A 16841-nucleotide genomic window follows, 5' to 3' on the forward strand; every position below is an offset into this window, starting at 1 on the left:
GTGCGCGTTCAATTGGTCCGGGATATTCGCATGCCCTCTTTTTAAACCCTTTGACACGGTCCTGCCATTGCAGGGTGCTGACACCGGAAAACCTCGATTTCGGTATTGCGGCGGTCAAGAATCGGAAGCGAAGCAAGGGCTTCAGGAAATACACGAAGGAGGAAGAACAATGATCAGCACGATGGCCAAGCGAATCGCCCTTCCGATCATCATCAGCGCCGCCGCTTTCTCCTCTGTCGCCGCCGTGTCCTCCGCCGCGTATGCCGACGCGCCCCCCAACACGACCACCTACGGTAAGGACACCAACGGCTGGGGCTGACCATTGTGAATCGCCGGCGGAAAGCCGTGACATTCACCAATAGGCCCGGGGCGGCGCGCGTCGCCGACCGGTTCCCGGGCCCGCGCGCCGGGGGCGCGATCAAACTGAACTCTTCCTGTGAAATTCGGGTGCTGTTGCCATTCGGGGGTTCCGATGGAAGGTCCGCACAAGCCTCGCTCCGCGACCGGGATCCGTGTCCAGGACCCCAGCGCCTTCCTCGCCGCCGCGGCAGGTAGCCGTACCCGGGAGCATCGCGTGTCCGCAGGGGATATTCAGGTATCGCGATGGCAACCGCCCTCACGGCGCTCCTCACAGGAGTCCTCGCCCGAGGGAGCAGGGACATGAAGACCAGGACCACCCAGGCCGACCCGCACGCCGACGCGTCGCGGGACCCGGGCCCCCCGAGGGTGCCCACCGCGCAACCCGACCTCTCCAGGGTCACCGCCACGCTGCCGGAAGGCGTGGAGATCGACTGGCCGTAGCCCAGCCCGGCCGTGTGCCTCTCCGGCCGGTTGCCGAACCTGGATCGCTCTCGCGGGCCGACGCCGCACGCCCGCGTCGACCCGCCCACGCGCTCGCGCAGGCAGGCCCGCGAAGCCATCCACCCAGCGCCCGCGCCGCCACCCCGGCCGCGCGGGCGCTCCCACGCCCAGCCCCTTCCCGGTCATACGCCCAGCCCCTTCCCGGTCATACGGCAAGGCCCTTCCAGTTCGTACGGGCAAGACCCTTCCAGTTCGTACGGCCAGGCCCTTCCGGGTGGTACGGCCAGGCCCTTCCAGATCGCAAGGCAAGGCCGCGGAACCTCCGCGAGCCCGAAGGAAGGTCGGCCGCATGGCAAGGATGGTGGCAACCCGCGTGGCAAGGGCTTGAGATCGCGCCGGTGTGGCAAGGGCTGGGGAGTTACGCGGCCCGCGATTCTGAACGACCTGCCGAGCCCCTGTGAACGGCAGGCGCGTGAACCCTGGCCAAGCACGAACACCGCGGCGCCTGGCCCACCCCGGGACCAGACGCCGCGGTTGTCACGTCATGAGCCCGCCGCCGCCACGGGTTCGGCCAGCAGGTCGAGGACGATGGTGGTCTGGCGGCCCAGCGTGCGGCCGGCCAGCATCGACCGGACCGGCACCCGGATCCCGAACTCCTGGTTGACCTTCCTGGCCAGGCTGGTGATGAGCAGCGAGTCGCCGCCGAGCTGGAAGAAGTCGGACTCGGCCGTCAGATCGGAGTGACCCAGCAGCTCCGTCCACAGCCCGGCCAGCACCGCCGGGGCGTTGGAGACCCGGTCCACCGAGCCGCCGTTCCAGGATGGGCTCTCCTCGACCGCCACTGGGATGTCCAGACCCGCGAGGTCCAGGCCGTAGGGGACCGATGTCGCGAGGGCCGGGGCTGGGACGGGCGGGGTCTTGGGGGCCAATTCCGGGGCCAGCCAGCGGGGTCCGGCGAACGGGTAGGTGGGCAGGTGGACGCGGTGCCCGGTCCGGCACAGGGCGCGTGGGTCGATGGGCTGGCCCAGGGTCCAGAGGCGGCCCAGGGCGTTCAGGACCTCGTCGGCCGGGCGGGAGGAGGCGTGGCCGGGGGACAGCGGGACCGTGGTGAGGTTCGCGGCCAGGGCGGACAGCGTGGTGCCCGGGCCGATCTCGACCGCCACCGCGCCGGGCAGGGCGAGCGCGGTCGAGGCCATGGCCTCGGCGTAGCGCACGGTGTGGCGGGCCTGTTCGATGAACGTCTCCGGGCTCACCACCACCCCCGCCGGGATCACCCTGCCGGTGCTGTTGGCCGCGTACGGGAGCACGGGGCGCCGCAGCCGGATGTCGGTGAGCTCCATCGCCAGCTCGGGTACGGCGGGCTGGACCAGACGGGTGTGGAAGGCGTGGCTAATACGCAGCCTGTGGTGGCGGACCTTCTCGCCCAGCGCCGCCTCGAAGCGTTCGACGGCGGCGACCGGACCGCCCAGCACGCAGGAGTCGGCCGAGTTGACGGCGGCCAGTTCCAGGTCCACGCCGGCCTCGGCGGCCAGCTTCATGGCCTGTGCCTCCGGGCAGGCCAGCGTGATCATGGCGCCGGTGGGGCAGCCCTGCATCGCGTTTCCCCGCACGGCGACGAACCTGGCCGCGTCGGGCAGCGTGAACACCCCCGCCAGGCAGGCGGCGGTGATCTCGCCCAGGCTGTGGCCGATCAGGGACGCCGGCCGTACCCCGAGGGCGATGAGGGCGGTGGCGGCGGCGTGCTCCAGCGCGAACAGCGACGGCTGCGCCAGCTCGGTCTCCCGCAGGTCGGCGGCGGGGAAGGCGGGGTCGAGCAGAGCCCGCTCCACGCGCTCGGCCAGTTCCGGCTGGAAGCACTCCAGGCAGGCGGCCAGCGCCGCGGGGAAGCCCGGCAGCGACCACGCGAACGGCACCGCCATGCCGGGGTACTGGCTGCCCTGGCCGGGGAACATGAAGACGACCGGGGCGGGGCCGTCGGCCGGACGGCGCCCCCGGGCCGTGCCGTCCGACGTCAGGGCGGCGGCCACCTCGGCGGCCGTGCGGCCGCAGACCGCCAGCCGTTCCTGCAGCTCGGCCCGTCCGGTGGCCAGGGTGAACGACACGTCGGCCAGATCGGGCCCATGGGCCGTGAGGTGCCCGGCCAACCGCCGCGCCGACCGCTCCAGCGCCTCCCGGTCCGCCGCCGACACCAGCACAAGCCGCCCGGGATCCCCACCCCCGAATCCGGCATCAGGGCCGAGGGAGTCCAGGGTGACGGCGGCAACCGAGCCGGGGGTAGGGGTGAACGCGGAGGTGGCAGACGAGGTGGGGGGTTGTTCGATGATGATGTGGGCGTTGGTGCCGCCGATGCCGAACGCGCTCACCCCCGCCCGCCGAGGCGCCGGCCCGTCCCACGCCCCGGCCTCCTCCGGCACCCGCAGTGGCGAGTCGCCCGTCTCCAGCAGCGGGTTGAGCCGGGTGAACCCGGCCACCGGCGGCACCACTCCCTCCCGCACCACCAGCAGCGCCTTGACCAGTGCCGCCAGCCCGGCGGCCGCGTCGAGGTGGCCGATGTTGGCCTTCAGCGCCCCCACCGCCACCTGCCCGGCCCCGGCACCCGTGCCCTTGAGCGCCGCCGAGGCGGCCGACCACTCGATGGGGTCGCCGACCCGGGTCCCGGTGGCGTGCGCCTCCAGGTAGCCGAGCGAGGCGGCACTGACGTCGGCGGTCCGCAGCGCGGACCTGATCACGGCCTCCTGCCCGGCCACCGAGGGCGCGTGGTAGCCGGCCTTGGCCGCGCCGTCGTTGTTGATCGCCGTCCCCAGGATGACCCCGTACGGCGAAGGCCCGTCCTCCAGGGCGTCGGCCAGCCGCCGCAGCACCACGCAGACCACCCCGGACCCCGCCACCACCCCGTCGGCCCGCGCGTCGAAGGGCCGGCAGGAACCGGCGGCCGACCGGATCCCGCCCGGCATGCACAGGTGCCCGGCCTGCGGGAACCCGATCCCCGCCGCCACCACCACGGCCTGGTCGCACTCGCCCGCCACCAGTGCCCGCACGGCCAGGTGGACGCCGACCAGCGAGGACGAGCAGGCGGTCTGCACGGCCATCGCGGGCCCGGTCAGCCCCAGCTTGTAGGCGATGCGGCCGGCCATGAAGTCGGGCTCGGTGCCGTGGATGACCTGGTCGAGCGTGGCCGGGTCGAGGGCGCCGCCGGTGACCAGGCCGCGCAGGTAGCCGCTGCCGCTGCTGGAGGCGTAGACGCCGGTGCGCGGGCCCTCGGCGGTCCGTCCCGCCCCGGCGTCCTCGAGCGCCGCCCACGCCGCCTCCAGCATGAGGCGGTGCTGCGGGTCCATGAGCTGCGCCTCGCGCGCGCTGACGCGAAAGAGCGTGTTGTCGAAGCGGTCGGCGTCGTCGAGGTGGCCGCGCACGGGCACGTAGTCGGGGTCGTCGGCCAGCGCGGCCGGCACCCCGGCGGCCAGCAGGGCGGCCCTGTCGTAGCGCGTGGTGAGCACCTGCCCCGACGTCAGCGCGGCCCACCAGGAGCCGAGGTCCTTCGAGCCGGGGAACCTGGCGGAGATTCCCGTCACGGCGATGTCGTGCGAGCGGTCGCGGGCCATGAGCACACCTCCGGGGAACTGTCGGCCAACAGCTTGCCGGATTTGCCAACCATATGGCAACCTTTTGACAAGAATGTTGGTAAGCGGTGGCAGGTGAGGGGAGTGGGAAAGCCGTGCAGCCAGATTCGAGCTGGACGACGGGGCGCCCTTGCGCCTCGCTCAGCGAAGGCCTGCACGAGGTGCTCGCGCGGACGGCACTGTCACGCCCGGACGCGCCCGCCCTGGTGTCGGGACACACCACCGTGACCTACGGCGAGCTCAACCGGACCGCCGACGCATGGGCGGCCCGGCTGGCCCAGGCCGGGGTGACCAAGGGCGCCCGCGTGCCCATCCTGCTGCCGAGAGGCGTCGATCTGGTGGTCGCGCTGCTGGCCGTACTGAAGACCGGGGCCGCCTACGCGCTGCTCGACCCCACGTGGCCGCGGCGCCGCCTGGTCGAGGTGATGGAGGACCTGGAAGCCGGGCTGGTGGTGTCCTGGACGGACGCCGGCTGCCCCGACCTCGGGCTGCCGGTGTGGTCGCCGCCGGACGGGCCGGTCACCGTGCCGGAGGGATACCGGCCCGCCGCCGTCAGCGGCGGCGACCCCGCGTGCGTCTTCTTCACCTCGGGCACCACCGGGCGGCCCAAAGGCGTGCTCACCCCGCACTGGGCCACGGCCAGGCTCTTCCAGCACGACGGGTTCGCCCGCTTCGGCGCCCATACCGTGATGCCGCTGGCCGCGCCGACCCCGTGGGACGCCTTCTCGCTGGAACTGTGGTCGGTGCTGCTCAACGGCGGCACCTCGCTGATCGTCGAGGAGCCCTACCTGTCGGCCGGCTGCCTGCGCGCGGCCGTCGAGACCCACGGCACGGACACGATCTGGCTCACCGGCAGCCTGTTCAACATGATCGTCGACGAGGACCTCGACGCCTTCCACGGCCTGCGCCAGGTCATGATCGGCGGCGAGCGGCTGTCGGCCGGGCACGTGGCCAGGTTCATCGCCAGGCACCCGGTGATCGTGCTGCTCAACGGCTACGGCCCGGTCGAGAGCACCGTCTTCGCCACCACCCATCGCGTCACCGCGGCCGACTGCGAGCGCCCCGGCGGCATCCCGCTCGGCCGCCCGGTCCCCGGCACGCAGGTCCACGTCCTGGACGGCACCCGCCCCTGCGCCGTGGGCGAGACCGGCGAGATCTGCATCGCCGGGGAGGGCCTGGCGCTCGGCTACCTGGGCGACGAGGAGCTGACCCGGGCCAGGTTCACGCACGTGCGGATCGGCGGCCGCCGTACCCGCGTCTACCGCACCGGCGACCTCGGCGTCTGGAGCCCGGACGGGCTGCTGCACTTCCGCGGGCGCGCCGACCGCCAGGTCAAGATCCGCGGCCACCGCATCGAACCCGCCGAGATCGAGCGCCAGATCGAGCGCCTCCTTCCCGCGGTACGGCACTGCCGCGTCCTTCCCCGCCCCGACGCCGGCGGCGCCGCCCGCGACCTGGTGGCGTTCTGCGTGCCGGAGACCAGGGGCGACCCGCTGGAGGCGGCGCTCGGCGCCCTGAACCTGCTCCTGGCCCCCTACCACCGCCCCGCCGCCGTGGTGAGCGTGCCCGCCTTCCCGGTGACCGAACGCGGCAAACTCGACGAGAACGCCCTGCTCTCGCTCGTCCCGGGCCGGTCCGGGCCACCCGAAGCGGACCCGACTCCCGCGGACCCCGTCGAGACGCTCGTCACCGACACCTTCCGCGAGGTCCTCGGCAGGCAGGACGTCCCCCGCGACGTCCCCCTGGTCGAGCTGGGCGGAGACTCGCTGGCCGCGGGCCGCGTCTGCGCCCGGCTGTCGGCCCGCCTGGAACGCCCCGTCCCCGTCTCGCGCCTCTACCGCCACCCCACCGCCGCCGGCCTGGCCGCCTGGCTGCGTTCCACCGAGGGACAGGACTGCCGGGACACCGCCCCGGCCTCCTGCGGCGTCATCCCCCTGACCCCGATGCAGGTCGTCTACCTGACCAGGCACCTGGTCGCGCCCGCCGACCGCAGCGCCCACTGCCTGCTCACCTGGATCGTCGAGGGCGAGCTGGACCGCGCCGCCCTGGAGGCCGCCGTGGCCGCCGTGCACCGCAGGCACGAGCCGCTGCGCGCGGTGTACCTGGCCGACCCCAGGCCCGCCGCCTGGACCTCGCCCGACATCCCGCCCCCGCCGCTGGAGGTGCTCCCGGCAAGGCCGGACGTCGAGGCCGCGATCCGCGAACTGCGTACCGCCCTGGCCGACCCGCTGGAGCTGACCGGCGGCGAGGTGTGGCGCACCGCGCTGGTCCCCGTGGCGCCGGACCTGACCGTCTTCGGCGCCGTCGTCCACCACGTCGCCTTCGACGGCTGGTCGGAGTCCGTGCTGGCCGCCGACCTGGCCGACGCCTACAACCACGGACGCTGCGCCCCCGCGCCCCGCCCCCGACGTCACCCCGTGGCCGCCGACCTCGCCGACCACCGCGACTACCTGCTCGAAGAGCTCACCGGAGTCCCCGACCTGTGCTGGCCCGCCGACGGGCTGGACCCGGCCGCGACCGGACCGCGCCACCTGGAGAGCCCGCTGGCCCCCGCCGTCGTGGCGGGGGTGGACGCGCTGGCCGCCCGGCTCGGCGTCACCCGCTTCGCCGCCCTGCTCGCGCTGTGCGCGAGCAGCCTGGCCGAGGTGACCGGCCAGCGCGACTTCGCCGTCGGCGTCCCCATGGCCCAGAGGTACGGCCCCGCCCTCGACAGAGCCGTCGGCTGCCACATCAACATGCTCTGCGTGCGCCTGCGCGACAGGGCGCTGGACGGCGGCCCGGCCGCGGTGAGGGAGACCGGGAAGCGTGTGGCCAGGGCGTTCGCCGCCCAGGACGTGCCCTTCCCCGAGGTGCTGCGGCTGGTCAACCCGCCGCGCACCGACCGGCCGCCGATCTTCCAGACGCTCTTCGCCCTGCAGGACAACGCCCCTGCCGAGCTCGCGCTGAGCGGGCTGCGGACCGCGTTCGTGCGGCAGCCGTACCTGGAACTGCCGCTTGAGCTGCACACGGAGCTGTGGCCGCGCGAGGACGGCGGCCTGCGGATGGTCGTGTCCTACCGGCCGAGGACCGTCGCGGAGAGCACGGCGGAGGAGTTCGCCAAGCGCTTCACCGACCGCCTCCACACCATCCCGTCCGGAGCCCGGCCATGACGGCACCCACGATCGAGCCCGCGGCGCTCACCGACCCGCCGCGGTTCGCCGAGGGCGACCCGCACGGGCCCTGGCGCTGGATGCGCGACCACACGCCCGCGCACCGGCACCCGCCGGGCGAGCAGGAGCCGATCATGCGCCCGCCGGCCGCCGCTGCTTCTTCCGCGCCGCCGGAGACCGGCTCCACGGCCTGGCCCGGGCGTCGGCCCGCTGCACCGGTGTCAACGGCCGGCGCTCACGCCTTGCTGTAGAGCGTGGTGGCCAGGATCTTCCAGATCTCGGCCGCCAGCTCGACGTTGAGGGCCTCCTGCGCCTGGGTGGCGAGGGTGCGCAGCGCGGTGTTGCCCTCCTCGACCTTGCCGTCGAGGATGAGCAACTGGCTGCGCAGCGCCTGGAACCTGATCCGGTCGCGGAACGACAGCAGCAACTCGCCCGCCTCCCCGATCCGCTCGACCAGGGCGCGGGCCTCCTCGATCCTGCCCTCCTCGAAGGCGAGGTGGGCGCGGAGCGTGAGCAACTGCTGCTGGTGCAGGTCGGTGCCGACCAGGTCGAGCACGGGACCGACCTCGTCGAGCCTGGCCGCGGCCCGGTCGGTCCGCGGCGGGGTGATCTGCAGGTAGAGCGAGGCTGCGGCCAGCCGCAGCCGCATCCAGAGCTGCAGGTCGCCGCGGCTGTCGAGACCCTGCAACGCGCGCTCCAGGGCCTCCTGGGCGCCGGAGTAGTCGCCCTGCCGCAGGCGGACGGTGGCCGAGGCCCACAGCGCCTTGATGAACAGCGTCCCCCCGGCCGCCTCCGTCACCTCGCACAGCTCGTCGGCGTGCGCCCTGGCCTCGGCCAGCCGTCCGGCCTCCGCCTCGGCCGAGACGAGCGCCTGCAGCGCGGCGGCCCGGTCGGCCACCGACAGGTCGGGGGAGAGCGCATAGGCCTCGTGCGCGTGGTCGCGGGCCCGCGTGCTGTCGCCGAGGGCCTGCACGCTGCGCGACAGCTCGACGCGCGAGCGGGCGCGCAGCTCGGGCGAGCCCAGGCTGTCGCTGAGCGCGACCAGCTCGTCCAGGAGCTCCAGCTCCTCGTCGTGGCGGCCCTGGCCGCCGCGGATGCGGGCGAGCAGCCACATCGCCTGCCAGGTCAGGGCCGGGTTGACCCGGTCGTCGGCGCGCAGGGCGTCGGCCAGGGCCTCGCCCGGGTCGCCGGTCTCCTCCGCTGAGGTAACCGAGGCCAGCACCTGGGCCAGCGACTGCGGTTCGTGCGCGGCGTCGAAGGCGGAGACCGGCACGCCGAGACGCTCGGCCAGGTGCTCGACGACGCGGGCGGTGGGCGGGCGGGCGCCGGACTCCAGCCGGGAGAGATAGCCGGTGGACAGACCACCGGCGGCGAGCGCGGCCTGGGACAGTCCGCGTTCGAGACGGAGCGCCCTGAGGCGGTGGCCGAAGGCCGGTTGAGCGAGCATTCCTTCTCTCAGCAGGCGTTATGAGGCGTGTGCATTGTGTCAGAAACTAATCACATTGTGCCAGAAATGGCAACGTGCTGTCGCCGTTGATGACGGGATGTGACCCTGGCAACACGCTGCAATGGGTACAAGCTGCCGCACACAGATGCTAGAGGGTTGGTGGTATGTCGGGAAATGTGTAAGTCATGACACTCACGGGGATAGCGGGGGCGTCGCTGATGATTGGCGGTCTTTCTGGAGTACGCGCGGTCGTCTTCGACTTTAACGGCACCATCGCCGGCGACGACGAACCGCAATATCGCGTCCACGCCGAAACCGCCGCCGCCGAGCCGGCCGTGACGCTCGACCGCCCTTTCTTCCAGGCCAGGGGCACGGTGTCGCCGGTCCGGCCTGAGACGGTCGTCCTGATCCGCAGCCGGCGCTCGTCGCCTGCGCGCCGCGCGCCGAGGCCGGGCCCGTGCTGACCCGCGCGGAATTCACACACCTGTTCGCCATCGTGCTGACACGCGAGGACGTCACGCACGGAAAACCACACCCTGAGGGATATATCACAGCGCCGGAGCGCCTCGCCGAAATAGTCCCGAGGTTAAGCCCCGAAGACATCGTTGTCTTCGAGGATTCGGCGGCTGGAATTTCGGCCGTCCGCGCCGCCGGAATGCGCACCGCGGCCGTTCACCCCGCCGCGGGAATGCCCGCCGACCTGATGTACGGCGCGCCGGCCGAAATGGAGTTGGCACGAGAGGGACGGACAATTGGCTGACCTGAAGCTGAGCGTCGCGGTCAGGTATCACCCGAGCAGGGAACCGGCCGCCAAGGCGCTCGCCGCCCAGTGCGCGGAGCTGTCGCCCCTGCTCGTCCCCGACCCCGACCCCGCCGGTCCGCCCAGCCCGCTGCGCGCCGCCGGGCGCGCCTGGGCCGCCTGCCCCGACGCGGCCACCCACCACCTGGTCCTGCAGGACGACGTGGTGCTCGCCAAGGACTTCGCCGCGCACCTGAAAGCGGCCGTACGGCAGCGCCCCGCCCACGGCCTCGCCCTCTACGTGGAGCGCGACAGCCCGCGCAACTCCTACCTCTTCCGCCGGGCCGCCGCGCTCGGGACGCCCTGGGCGGCGCTGTCGCGTTTCGAGCACACCCCGGCGCCCGGCTTCCTGCTGCCCGCCGCCGACGCCCGCGCGCTGGCCGCCCGCCTCGCCCGGGTGCCCGACGCGTTCCGCGACGACGAGGTGGTGACGGCCTTCTGCCGCGAGCGGGGCGTGCGGGTGGTCGCGCTCGTGCCCAGCCTCGTCGACCAAGGCGACCTGCCGGGTGTCGCGGGCGACGACGGGCACGGCGAACGGCACGCCGCCGCCTTCGCCGACCACGCCGGGATCGACCCGTCCTTCTGGGCCGCGGGGGCGGCGGAGGGGGTGTGGCCCGGCCTGCCGTACACGCTGGAGCTGCGGGACTCGCGGTGCCTGATCAGGTTCGCCACCGGTGAGCCCGTGGACAACCCGTTCGGCTGGTACTGGCACGACTGGTGCGACCTGCTCGGCGTCGACGCCGACGAGGTGGCCGAGGAGTGGGCGGCGTACATGGAGGAGACCTCGCTCTACGCGCCGGTCAGCGTGGCCGGGCTCGTCTTCCCCTACGCCGCGGCGCTGGAGGTGTGGGCCGCGGGCTACATCCTCGGCTTCGACGTCTCCTCCTCGCGGCCGGGCGGCGGCCCGCCGGGACCGGTCTCGCCGGTCCTCCGCGCCTGCGTGGCGTCCTGGCTGGACGGCGGGCTGAGCAGGCGGGACGAGGCGCGCCTCGACTTCTACGGCCGGGTGGAACTGGCCGACACGTGCGTGGCCGGGTTCCGCGCCGGATGCGCGGCGACGACCCTGGTCGCCACCCTGGAATGATCGTCAAAGGAGGTCAAGTGAGATGTATCCGACGCTGCCCTTCGACCTGCTGTCACGGATGGCCCGGCGGGAGGCCGGAGCCCTGACGCTGATCCCCGACCGGAGGGTGCGGACCGACCGGCCGGAGCCGGAGATCCTGTTCGCGTTCGTCCCGTGCCGGTGGTGCGCCGCCGCCGGCCCCGCCCTGCCGCCGCTGCGCGAGACGGCGGTCGTGGAGAGGCCGAGCCGGACCCGCGGTCTCACGATGCCGGTGCTCACGCTGCTGCGCTGCGAGGAGCTGACCGCACGCTCCCTGCTGCCGCTCAGCCTGATCAGGACCGCGCCCGGCGCGCCCCAGCCGCGCATCAGCACCCGGGCGGCCTACTGGAGCCGCCACGTCCCCGCCGACTGGGCCTCGCCCGAGGCCATGGACCTCGGGCTCGAACTGCTGGACGCCAGAGAGCGCTGGCTGGACGCCTTCCAGCCGGGCGCGGTGCCGTGGACCTGCGACGAGGAGGTGGTGCTGCCCGCCTCCGCCCGCGCCGCCGCGCGGCCCGGGGTGCGCGAACGGCCGACCGCCGAGGTGGCCGCCTCCCGCCGCAGCCTCCACTTCCTGACCCCGCACGCGGCCGGCGGTTACGCGGCCCGGCTCAACGACGCCTACCTGTTCGCCCGGATCACGGCGGTGCGGGCGGCGCTGAGCACCCGGGACCACGCCGCCTACGCCGTCTGAGCCAGTTGAGCCGGGTGGGGGCGGCCGGCCGTACTGTGTCATGCTTTTTCCAGGGGGTGACGCTCAGGGGGCATCCGCGCGGAGGGGGACAGAGCGCGGCCGCAGAGGAGATCGCATGAACCCTTTCCACTGCTACGAGGTCCGGCCCGGCGCCGCGCTGCGCGTCTTCTGCTTCCCGCACGCCGGAGGCAGCGCCGCCTTCTTCCGCTCCTGGCACCGCGCCGCGCCCGAGGCCGAAGTGCGCGCCGTGCAGTACCCGGGCCGGGCCGACCGGTACGGCGAGCCGTTCGCCGAGAGCGTCGCCCTGCTGGCCAAGCAGGTGGCCGAGGCGATGACGCCGCTGCTGGACCGGCCCGCGGTGCTCTTCGGGCACAGCCTGGGCGCGCTGATCGCCTACGAGAGCGCCCGCGAGCTGCGCGCCCGAGGCCAGGGCGTCGCCGCCCTCGTCGTGTCCGGGCGGCACGCCGCCCACGAACGGCAGGCCGTCACCGCCCACCTGGGCTCCGACGACGAGCTGGCCGAGGAACTGGGCAGGCTCGGCGGCTCCGACCCCGAGCTGCTGGAGGATCCGGCCATCAGGGAGCTGGTGCTGCCCGTCGTCCGCGGCGACTTCCGGCTGGAGGAGACCTATCGGCACCGCCACGACGCCCCGCTCGACTGCCCCGTCCTCGCCCTCCTCGGCGCCGACGACCCGGAGGTGAGCGCGGAGCAGGCCGCGCGCTGGGCCGAGCTGACCGGCGGCGAATGCACCGTGCGCACGCTGCCCGGCGACCACTTCTACCTGCAGGACCGGGCGGAGGACGTCATGCGGGCCGTGCTCGCCGCCGTGCCGCCGTCCACACCGTGAGGAGCAGGACCATGATCGAGAACGACCTCATGCGCATCCTCACCGGGGGGTGGGTGGCGCAGGCGACCAACGTCGCGGCCAGGATCGGGCTCCCCGACGCGCTGAGCGGCGGCCCGCGTACCGCCGCGGACCTGGCCGAGGCTCTGGAGGTCCATCCGGGCGCGCTGGCCAGGCTGATGCGCCTGCTGGCCGCCGCCGGGATCCTGGAGGAGCGCGGCACGCGGTTCGCGCTGACCGAGATGGGCGCCCTGCTGCGCGGTGACCGGCTCGGCCCGCTGGCCACCCTGTACGGCTCCGACCACTTCACCGCCTCCTGGGCCGCGCTGGAGCACACCGTCACCACCGGCGAGCAGGGCTTCCGCCACGTCTACGGCCTGCCCATCTTCGACTACCTGGCCGGCGAGCCGGACAAGGCGGCCGAGTTCAACGCCGGCATGGCGGCCGGCACCTACTACTTCCGCCGCGTGCCCTGCAAGCACGACTTCTCCGCCGCCCGCATGGTCGTGGACCTGGCGGGCGGCACCGGCGCCCTGCTGGCCGAGGTGCTGCGCGCCGCGCCGCGGGCCCGCGGGGTGCTGTTCGACGTGCCCGAGGTGATCGCCGAGGCGGGCCCGCACCTGGAGGGCCTGCTGGACCGCTGCGACCTGGTGGCGGGCGACCTGTTCGCCGCCGTGCCGGAGGGCGGCGACGTCTACATGCTCTCGCGCGTCCTGCACGACTGGGACGACGAGCAGTGCGCCGCCATCCTCGCCAACTGCGCCAAGGCCATGCCGCCCGGCGCCAGGCTGCTCGTCATCGAGCGCGTGGCCACCGCCGACGCCCTGCTGCCCGCCGCCTTCGACCTGCACATGATGGTCATGACCGACGGCCGCGAGCGCACCCTGCCGGAGTACCGCGCCCTGCTCGACCGGGCCGGGCTGAGCATCGAGTACGTCGCCGAACTGCCCCTGGGCCTGCGCCTGCTGAACGCCGTCCTGGAGACGTGAACCGGCCATCTATGCCGCAGGCGCCCCGCACCCCAGCATGGACGACATGACCGACATCAGGCTCGTCCAGCGGCGAACCCTCGTCGTCCTCCTCTTCTCCCAGGTCATCGGCACCGTCGTCATGGGCGTCCTCAGCCCCGTCCTGCCCCTGCTCGCCGAGGACATGACCGGCTCGCAGACCCTCGCGGGACTCTCCCAGGCGCTCATCACCTCGGGCGCGCTGGCGTTCACGATCGTGCTGGCCGCCCTCGCCGTACGGCACGGCCGCCGCGCCGGCATCGCCACCGGCTCCCTGCTGAGCGGAGTCGGCGTGCTGCTGATCGTGCCCGGCCAGCGGCTCGACTCCTTCGCGCTGGTCCTCCTCGGCTGCCTGCTGGCCGGAGGCGGCATCGCCGCCGGGCTGCAGGCCCGCTTCGCCGCCACCGACCTGGCCGAACGGCCCGGCCAGGCGCTCGGCCTGCTGCAGTGGGCCTCGCTGGCCGGGGGAGTGGCCGGCCCGCTGCTCATCCCGCTCGCCGACCGGATCATCCCCGGTCTGCCGCCGATGACCGGGATGTTCGTCGTCACCGCCGCGCTGCTGGCCCTCGGCGCGCTGATCGTGGCGCTGGGCCTGCGTCCCGACCCGCTGAGCCTGGTCGCCGCGCCCGAGCGCGTCCCGCTGCGCAGCGCGGTGCGCACGGTCCTTTCCATCCCCGCCGCCCGGCGCGGACTGGTGGCCATGGTCACCGTGCACGCCGTCATGATCGCGCTCATGAACATGGCCGGCATCCACCTGCACCACCACGGCGCCACCCTCCAGGTGATCGGCGTCGTCATCAGCTTCCACGTGGCCGCCATGTTCCTGCCGGGACCGCTGGTCGGGCTGCTGGCCGACCGGCTCGGGCCCGGACGGCTGCTGGTGGCGGGCCTGCTCCTGCAGGCGGCCGCGGCCGTGGTACTCCAGTCGGGCGACGGGCCCGTGGTCGTCGGGACCGGGCTCGTGCTGCTGGGCGCGGGCTGGTCGGCCGGGTTCCTCGCCGGGTCGATCGTGCTGACCACGGCCATCCCGGTGCCGCGCCGCCCGATGGCCCAGGGCGCCTCCGACTTCCTCATGCAGCTCACCGCCGCCGCCGGCGCACTGGCCGCGGGGACGGTCGTGTCGTGGATCGGGTACGCGGGCCTGGCCAGGGGAGCCGGGGTCGTCGTGCTGGCCGTGCTGGCCGGGCCGTACCTGACCAGGTTGCTGCGCCGCCGCGGCGGCAGGGGCGGCGACGGCGCGCGGCAGTCCGAGGACAGCCTCACCCAGAGGTAGGGCGCGGCGGCGGAGATGGCTAGGATCGGCGCCATGGTGGCGACGGGTGGCCTGGGACGCGCACGCGGGGAGCGCGGCCGGCCGTGATGGCGTTCAGCAGGCGTGCCCGCTGGACGGCCGCCATCCTCGCCCGCTTCCACCACCCGGCACAGGTCGTGGTCACCTCCTTCGGCCTGCTCGTGCTCGCCGGGACGTTCCTGCTCATGCAGCCGATCGCCACCGTCGGCCCCGACGCCGGCGTGGTCCAGGCGCTGTTCACCGCCACCTCCGCGGTCACCGTCACCGGCCTGGCCGTCGTGGACACCCGCACCCACTGGTCGGTCTTCGGCGAGATCGTCATCGCCGGGCTCGTCCAGGTGGGCGGCCTCGGCATCATGACGTTCGCGACCCTGTTCGCGGTGCTCGTCGGCCGCCGCGTCGGCCTGCGCTTCCGGCTGCTGGCCCAGGCCGAGACCAGCATGCTGAGCGTCGCCGACGTGCGCTCGATCGCGCGCCGCGTGGTCGTGTTCAGCCTGACCTGCGAGGCCGTCTTCGCCGCCGTCCTGGCCGGCCGCTGGATGATCGGGTACGGCGAGCCGCTCGGCCAGGCCACCTACTACGGCGTCTTCCACAGCATCATGGCCTTCAACCACGCCGGGTTCGCCCTGTGGCCCGACAGCCTCACCAGGTTCGTCACCGACCCGTGGATCAGCCTGACCGCCTCGGCCGCCGTCATCGTCGGCGGGCTCGGCTTCCCCGTGGTCTTCGAGCTCATGCGCACCTGGCGGCGGCCGGGATCGTGGTCCATCATGACCAGGCTGACCGTCTGGATCTCGATCGGCCTGCTGGCGGTCGGGACGTTGTTCCTGCTGGTGGCCGAGTGGGACAACCCGAAGACGTTCGGCCCGCTGGACGACGGCGGCAAGCTGCTGGCCGCCTTCTTCGCCTCCACCATGACCCGCTCGGCCGGGCTCAACACCGTCGACATCGGCCAGATGCACACCTCGAGCTGGCTGGTCACCGACGTGCTCATGTTCATCGGCGGAGCCAGCGCCAGCACCGCGGGCGGCATCAGGGTCACCACGTTCGGCGTGCTCGCGTTCGTCATCTGGGCCGAGCTGCGCGGCGAGCCCAGGGTCAACATCGGCCACCGCCGGGTGCCCGACTCCGTGCAGCGCCAGGCCATCGCCATCAGCCTGATCAGCGTCGCCGTCGTCGTGGTCGCCACGTACCTGCTGCTGGTGATCAGCCCGTTCGCGCTCGACCAGGTGCTGTTCGAGGTGATCTCCGCGTTCACCACGACGGGCCTGTCCACGGGCATCACCGCGCAGCTCCCGCCCGCCGGGCAGATCATCCTGACCCTGCTCATGTTCATGGGCAGAACGGGCACGCTCACCCTGGGGACCGCTCTGGCGATGAAAGAGCGCACCCGCCGCTACGAACTCCCGGAGGAGAGGGTCCTCGTTGGCTGAGAAGAACAGCGACCCGGTGGTGGTGATCGGCCTCGGCCGCTTCGGCACCGCGATCGCGCTGGAGCTGACCCGGCGCGGCACCGACGTGCTGGCCATCGACAACCGCGCCAAGAACGCGCAGTCGCTGGCCGGGCGGATCACGCACATCGCCACCGCCGACGCCACCGACATGGAGACGCTCAACCAGCTCGGCGTCCCCGACTTCTACCGGGCGGTCGTGGCCATCGGCGGCGACCTGGAGGCCAGCATCCTCACCACCTCGCTGCTGGCCGAGCTGGAGATCGACGACATCTGGGCCAAGGCCATCAGCCAGCAGCACGGCCAGATCCTGCGCCGCATCGGCGCCCACCACGTGGTCTTCCCCGAGCACGACATGGGCGAGCGCGTCGCCCACCTGGTCAGCGGCCGGATGCTCGACTACATGCAGGTCGACGAGAACTTCGCGCTCGTCAAGAGCCGGCCGCCCAAGGAGTACACCGGCATCCCGCTCGGCCGCTCCGGCCTGCGCAAGAAGTACGGCGTGACCATCGTCGCGGTCAAGAGCGAGAACGAGGAGTTCACCTACGCCACCGCCGACACCGAACTCGTCTACAGCGACGTGGTCCTGGTGTCGGGCAGGACCGAGGACGTCGAACGGTTCGCCGAACTACCGTAGCC

At 73.3% G+C, this 16841-nt stretch carries 15 protein-coding genes; 13 read left to right on the forward strand and 2 right to left on the reverse strand.

Going from position 1 to position 16841, the window contains the following annotated elements; genetic code table 11:
* Positions 1-169 precede the first annotated feature (169 nt).
* A complete protein-coding gene (locus ACIBEJ_RS02645; protein ID WP_397180820.1) occupies positions 170-319 on the forward strand; it encodes a hypothetical protein in 150 nt (49 codons plus the stop codon).
* A 341-nt stretch (positions 320-660) separates the two neighbouring features.
* Entirely contained in the window at positions 661-801 is a 141-nt protein-coding gene (locus tag ACIBEJ_RS02650; RefSeq protein ID WP_397180821.1) for a hypothetical protein, read from the forward strand.
* A gap of 542 nt (positions 802-1343) precedes the next feature.
* On the opposite strand, the gene ACIBEJ_RS02655 is transcribed toward ACIBEJ_RS02650, so the two are convergent.
* Positions 1344-4400: a type I polyketide synthase gene (locus ACIBEJ_RS02655; RefSeq protein WP_397180822.1), complete on the reverse strand. Its 3057-nt coding sequence runs from the start codon at positions 4398-4400 to the stop codon at positions 1344-1346.
* 179 nt (positions 4401-4579) lie between these two features.
* Between ACIBEJ_RS02655 and ACIBEJ_RS02660 the strand changes: the two genes are divergently transcribed.
* Both ACIBEJ_RS02660 and ACIBEJ_RS02665 read left to right on the forward strand, forming a co-directional pair.
* On the forward strand, positions 4580-7567 hold the full coding sequence (locus tag ACIBEJ_RS02660) for an amino acid adenylation domain-containing protein (RefSeq protein ID WP_397180823.1): 2988 nt from the start codon (positions 4580-4582) through the stop codon (positions 7565-7567).
* The gene (locus tag ACIBEJ_RS02665; RefSeq protein ID WP_397180824.1) at positions 7564-7818 is read left to right on the forward strand and encodes a hypothetical protein; all 255 of its coding nucleotides are present in this window, start codon (positions 7564-7566) and stop codon (positions 7816-7818) included. The genes ACIBEJ_RS02660 and ACIBEJ_RS02665 overlap by 4 nt, the downstream gene beginning before the upstream one ends.
* Here ACIBEJ_RS02665 and ACIBEJ_RS02670 read toward each other — a convergent pair.
* Positions 7803-9014, reverse strand: coding sequence for a helix-turn-helix domain-containing protein (locus ACIBEJ_RS02670; protein ID WP_397180825.1), 1212 nt, complete (start codon positions 9012-9014; stop codon positions 7803-7805). The two genes, ACIBEJ_RS02665 and ACIBEJ_RS02670, sit on opposite strands and share 16 nt — an antisense overlap.
* A 185-nt stretch (positions 9015-9199) precedes the next feature.
* Here ACIBEJ_RS02670 and ACIBEJ_RS02675 point away from each other — a divergent pair, with 185 nt between their 5' ends.
* The 9 genes from ACIBEJ_RS02675 (at position 9200) to ACIBEJ_RS02715 (ending at position 16839) form a co-directional block, all read left to right on the forward strand.
* Positions 9200-9478 carry a hypothetical protein gene (locus tag ACIBEJ_RS02675; RefSeq protein WP_397180826.1) on the forward strand — a complete coding sequence of 93 codons (279 nt, stop codon included), beginning with the start codon at positions 9200-9202 and terminating at the stop codon, positions 9476-9478.
* Positions 9472-9774, forward strand: a complete 303-nt coding sequence (locus ACIBEJ_RS02680; protein ID WP_397180828.1) for an HAD family hydrolase — start codon at positions 9472-9474, stop codon at positions 9772-9774. The genes ACIBEJ_RS02675 and ACIBEJ_RS02680 overlap by 7 nt, the downstream gene beginning before the upstream one ends.
* Positions 9767-10897, forward strand: a complete 1131-nt coding sequence (locus tag ACIBEJ_RS02685; protein ID WP_397180829.1) for a hypothetical protein — start codon at positions 9767-9769, stop codon at positions 10895-10897. Before ACIBEJ_RS02680 ends, ACIBEJ_RS02685 begins: the two co-directional genes overlap by 8 nt.
* Before the next feature lie 22 nt (positions 10898-10919).
* Complete coding sequence (locus ACIBEJ_RS02690; RefSeq protein WP_397180830.1) at positions 10920-11609, forward strand: hypothetical protein; 690 nt, start codon at positions 10920-10922, stop codon at positions 11607-11609.
* Positions 11610-11724: 115 nt separating this feature from the next.
* Positions 11725-12456: a thioesterase II family protein gene (locus ACIBEJ_RS02695; protein ID WP_397180831.1), complete on the forward strand. Its 732-nt coding sequence runs from the start codon at positions 11725-11727 to the stop codon at positions 12454-12456.
* An 11-nt stretch (positions 12457-12467) separates the two neighbouring features.
* Positions 12468-13442: a methyltransferase gene (locus ACIBEJ_RS02700; protein ID WP_397180832.1), complete on the forward strand. Its 975-nt coding sequence runs from the start codon at positions 12468-12470 to the stop codon at positions 13440-13442.
* A gap of 46 nt (positions 13443-13488) precedes the next feature.
* Positions 13489-14733: an MFS transporter gene (locus ACIBEJ_RS02705; protein WP_397180833.1), complete on the forward strand. Its 1245-nt coding sequence runs from the start codon at positions 13489-13491 to the stop codon at positions 14731-14733.
* A gap of 86 nt (positions 14734-14819) precedes the next feature.
* Positions 14820-16184 (forward strand): TrkH family potassium uptake protein, encoded by a 1365-nt coding sequence (locus ACIBEJ_RS02710; protein WP_397180834.1) that lies wholly within the window; start codon positions 14820-14822, stop codon positions 16182-16184.
* The gene (locus ACIBEJ_RS02715) at positions 16177-16839 is read left to right on the forward strand and encodes a potassium channel family protein (protein ID WP_397180835.1); all 663 of its coding nucleotides are present in this window, start codon (positions 16177-16179) and stop codon (positions 16837-16839) included. Before ACIBEJ_RS02710 ends, ACIBEJ_RS02715 begins: the two co-directional genes overlap by 8 nt.
* The last annotated feature ends 2 nt before the right edge of the window (positions 16840-16841 follow it).

Source organism: Nonomuraea sp. NPDC050790 (genome assembly GCF_044456745.1).
In the GTDB taxonomy this organism is placed as follows: domain Bacteria; phylum Actinomycetota; class Actinomycetes; order Streptosporangiales; family Streptosporangiaceae; genus Nonomuraea.

Excerpts from the sequence above, each read along its gene's own strand:
- ACIBEJ_RS02695 (WP_397180831.1), top strand. The coding sequence starts at position 11,725 with ATGAACCCTTTCCACTGCTACGAGGTCCGGCCCGGCGCCGCGCTGCGC.
- ACIBEJ_RS02665 (WP_397180824.1), top strand. The coding sequence starts at position 7,564 with ATGACGGCACCCACGATCGAGCCCGCGGCGCTCACCGACCCGCCGCGG.
- ACIBEJ_RS02700 (WP_397180832.1), top strand. The coding sequence starts at position 12,468 with ATGATCGAGAACGACCTCATGCGCATCCTCACCGGGGGGTGGGTGGCG.
- ACIBEJ_RS02705 (WP_397180833.1), top strand. The coding sequence starts at position 13,489 with ATGACCGACATCAGGCTCGTCCAGCGGCGAACCCTCGTCGTCCTCCTC.
- ACIBEJ_RS02710 (WP_397180834.1), top strand. The coding sequence starts at position 14,820 with ATGGCGTTCAGCAGGCGTGCCCGCTGGACGGCCGCCATCCTCGCCCGC.
- ACIBEJ_RS02675 (WP_397180826.1), top strand. The coding sequence starts at position 9,200 with ATGACACTCACGGGGATAGCGGGGGCGTCGCTGATGATTGGCGGTCTT.
- ACIBEJ_RS02655 (WP_397180822.1), bottom strand. The coding sequence starts at position 4,400 with ATGGCCCGCGACCGCTCGCACGACATCGCCGTGACGGGAATCTCCGCC.
- ACIBEJ_RS02670 (WP_397180825.1), bottom strand. The coding sequence starts at position 9,014 with ATGCTCGCTCAACCGGCCTTCGGCCACCGCCTCAGGGCGCTCCGTCTC.
- ACIBEJ_RS02650 (WP_397180821.1), top strand. The coding sequence starts at position 661 with ATGAAGACCAGGACCACCCAGGCCGACCCGCACGCCGACGCGTCGCGG.
- ACIBEJ_RS02645 (WP_397180820.1), top strand. The coding sequence starts at position 170 with ATGATCAGCACGATGGCCAAGCGAATCGCCCTTCCGATCATCATCAGC.
- ACIBEJ_RS02690 (WP_397180830.1), top strand. The coding sequence starts at position 10,920 with ATGTATCCGACGCTGCCCTTCGACCTGCTGTCACGGATGGCCCGGCGG.